Raw genomic sequence first — 3,409 nt, 5'->3', positions numbered from 1 at the left:
TATTGATTGTTTTTTGGAGTAAATATGGATCAATAACCACTAACCCCAATGCACGTAACATACTGATTATAAGATGGTATTACTCTACTCGATCTCGCCAGGATCTTCATCCGGAACGATGTTTAGATCCAAATGGAGTTGATTCGCGCTGCTCACCCCGGCAATTTGCTTCAACTTGTCAGGAGTCTCTTCACTGAAGGTAGCGAGGTAGTAGTAGGGGTGACCATCGTCACTACTTACCAGGTCATAATCAACGAAGTACTGCTCTACCTCTTCGAGCGTCCAGTGAACCTCTCCGGCGATAGCGATTAGGAGATCGGTGTTGTCGTCAGGGTGGTTGAGACCTTGGGGTAGAACTGACAGCTCTGCAGAGACGATCCATTTATCCTTCCAGTTCCTCAGAATGCCTGACCACAAGTTAGCTCGCAGATTTGAGCTAGGCTGGAACCTAGAAGCATTTCAGTGGATCACGTCTCGATCCCCATTTTTCAGATGAAGTACGACCTGTGCTCCCAAAGGCCACGCTTAGCAATGGACACGAACAGATCCTGATCACTTTCTACTACTGAGCTTTATAGTGAGACGGGAGATAAGCTGATCAAAACGCGACTCATAGATCGTTTTTTGATGTGACGTATATTCGGTGAGTCTGTGATTCAACAGCGCAGATTGAAAAGCAATCTAAAAACCACTTCTTGATATTTTTTGAGTGTTCCAATGATAAAGGTGGGAGACTTACTTCATCAAAAAGCCACCGAAAAGCGACTTTACGAGGCACTTGACTGCTCTATCAGCTTGATTAATATATAAGTTGTAAACTAAACGGTAGCTGGCCCAAAACAGCATTTTTCTAAATTAAAGGCGTTTGCCTTCACTTCGTAACCCTCTGGGGGACTGTCCCCTAAGGGCACTCCTCCGTCTGAAACCTATCTCCCCGGAGGAAAATCAGATGTTTATCATCACTGTGCTTGCAGCGTTCTGCTGCTGCCTGCGTTTGTGTATTCCGCAAGCGACCAGGCTTCCATATCGCGATCTGGCTGACAGCTATGTCGCGTTCCTGGTGCTCAATTCCGAGCGGCCAAATACAAGAGGGCCTCCCTCATCCGTCAGAACGAGTGCTGGATTTCCGGCTTACTCGATGCTCCACCCCGTCTCTGTCGCCGCAGGCGTAAACAGAGACGGGGGTATAGCCCCCGACGAAAGCCTTGTGCCTCAACGGCTCAAGGCTTTCGCCCCGCGCACGAATGTGCGCGAACAATACCGCCTTCGGCGGTTGGCGCGCTTCGCGCTTCCTTTCCAGAGAATGACACGACAGTACCAGCCGGATCTGCTGGCAGTTTGTTCCGTCGGAACAGACCAGCCAGTGGAATGAGTAGTTCGCTCCATAGCAGTACCGCTCGTATGAAATGACCGTGGGCAACGGTTTATCTGCCCTGTGCCTGGGCGAGATCCCCAGTGTTGGCCTTAGCATGCAGAGCTAATCAAAAACTGCGTTTCACTTACCACCGAGTACGGACGGGCCAGCAACACGTTGATTAACAAGATCATAAGGAGCACACGATGCGCTCAGAGCGGACTAATCCGGATTCACGGAATTTTGGTCTCCGAAGTCGCGATATGGGCAAGGCAGGCCTGAACGCACTGAAGGAAGGTATGAAGAGTTTCCAGTCCATAGCCACGATCCACGACCGATGGAGCGTGTTTAGCGCCTGGATTAAGTCCGAACAGGGAATTAAGGACATGCGGGATATAGAGAAGGCTCATTTGGTCGCCTATGCGGCGCACCTTAATGATCGCTACGAGCGGGGAGAAATCGCGCCATCCACGGCGCAGAACTACCTGAGCGCAGTGAATCGGGTGATGGAGATTGCGCGAAGCGACCGACAGGTACGTGTAGACCCCGTCTCCGAGGGTGGACTTCCAAAGCGCTCAGGTATCGCCACTGGCGACCGGAGTGTTTCGGAAGCGGCCCATAATGCCGCTATGGGGGCAGCCTCCGAGCGTCTTGGGGCTTTGTTGGAACTACAGCGTAATTTTGGTCTGCGGTTCGAGGAATCGGCCAAGCTGGATGCTGCCAGGGCACTAAGAGAGGCCGAGAAAACCGGCTCCGTGAGCATAAAGGATGGCACCAAGGGGGGCCGGGCGCGCACTGTTCCGATCACCAGTGAGGCTCAAATTACGGCGCTCCAGCGGGCCGCCGCCATACAGGATGGCCGCAGCATGATTCCTACTGAGCAGAATTATCGCGAGTTCCGGCAAGAAGCCTACCGGGAGATTGGCCGCCATCCGGTGAACTTCCATGGTGAACGGCACCACTACGCTCAAACCCGCTACCGGGACCTGCTGGGCGCGGAATGCCCGGTAAAAGCAGGAATAAAGCATGGCCGCGCCCATCATGAATACCTAGCCAAGGAACTTGGAGTATCTGTGGCCCACGCCAGGATGCTGGACCAGGAGATCCGGTCGGAGGTTGCGCGAGAGTTGGGCCACGGTCGTATCGACGTAACAAACTCCTATCTGGGGTAAGTAATATCAGGAGGAAGCAATGGAAAAATGGGTTAGAGAAAGATCACATATCTATGTCCGCCATGGCGGAAAGACCGCAAGGCGGGCGATGGTGAAACGTCTGATAGCGGCCCTGGAGGACATTGCGGCCAATGAGAAAGGCGTCAAATCCCCGTCCCAGGTCGGAAGAGCCCATATCCACAGATACTATGCCAGGCACCAGAGGCTGAGCGCGACGACATTGCGTGATCACTTCTATGCGTTCCGACTCCTGTGGGAATTGCTTGGTCGCGCTGGCGATCCTCCCCGGCCAAAAGATGGTGGAGCGCCGGGTTAGTCCTCACTCGTGCCGATGTGACACCTCTGGTCATAGTCATAGGAGTCTTGGAATCCTCCTTTCCTCTTTTTCTTTCTGCGTTGATAATTGCTCTCCCTACTGCCTGCTACGGCGCTCTTGCGAACCCAAGCTAGGTGTAGGAGAGTAATAAAGATTCATACTGAGCATAAAAGTATCACACTAAAATGGCAGCGATCGCAGTCGATACGCTGTCATTTTTAAATCAAAAATGACCCGAAGTTTGTTACGACTTACATATGGACGTGGCAAATTTGAAGGGAGATATCTTAGCTTTTCTAACACCCAGATACGACAAGAGCCACTAGAAGTGGCTCTATTACGCGCTACCTGCGGTCAATACTCAATGAGCGGAAGAGAACAGGGCTATTTGGATTCATCTGTCTACGAGTGGAGCCGAAGCCGCGTTTCTCATAGCGAGCATCAGTAGTATATGCTTGTAACCTGTCGAGCTCAAATCTAGCTGAACATCCAGGCGTTGCTGGCAATGCTTTTGCCCCGTTGCGTGTTTCAGGACAAACCTTACGTCATAGCTAGTAAATAAGTATG

Annotated in this window: 3 protein-coding genes; 1 reads left to right on the top strand and 2 read right to left on the bottom strand. The window is 51.8% G+C overall.

The window, feature by feature from the left end; genetic code table 11:
- Positions 1 to 84 precede the first annotated feature (84 nt).
- Entirely contained in the window at positions 85 to 417 is a 333-nt protein-coding gene (locus CAG65_RS01675; RefSeq protein ID WP_202599235.1) for a hypothetical protein, read from the bottom strand.
- Positions 418 to 1,617: 1,200 nt separating this feature from the next.
- Here CAG65_RS01675 and CAG65_RS01670 point away from each other — a divergent pair.
- On the top strand, positions 1,618 to 2,526 hold the full coding sequence (locus CAG65_RS01670; RefSeq protein ID WP_237668717.1) for an integrase domain-containing protein: 909 nt from the start codon (positions 1,618 to 1,620) through the stop codon (positions 2,524 to 2,526).
- Between the two features lie 43 nt (positions 2,527 to 2,569).
- Here the strand turns inward: CAG65_RS01670 and CAG65_RS01665 are convergent, their stop codons facing one another.
- Positions 2,570 to 2,758 carry a hypothetical protein gene (locus tag CAG65_RS01665; RefSeq protein ID WP_161451726.1) on the bottom strand — a complete coding sequence of 63 codons (189 nt, stop codon included), beginning with the start codon at positions 2,756 to 2,758 and terminating at the stop codon, positions 2,570 to 2,572.
- Positions 2,759 to 3,409: the final 651 nt, after the last annotated feature.

Source organism: Vibrio sp. V39_P1S14PM300, assembly GCF_009904765.1.
GTDB lineage: Bacteria > Pseudomonadota > Gammaproteobacteria > Enterobacterales > Vibrionaceae > Vibrio > Vibrio proteolyticus.
This window is presented reverse-complemented; position numbering and strand designations above follow the sequence as displayed.

Coding starts and splice junctions, on each gene's coding strand:
- CAG65_RS01670 (WP_237668717.1), top strand. CDS start 1,618: ATGGGCAAGGCAGGCCTGAACGCACTGAAGGAAGGTATGAAGAGTTTC.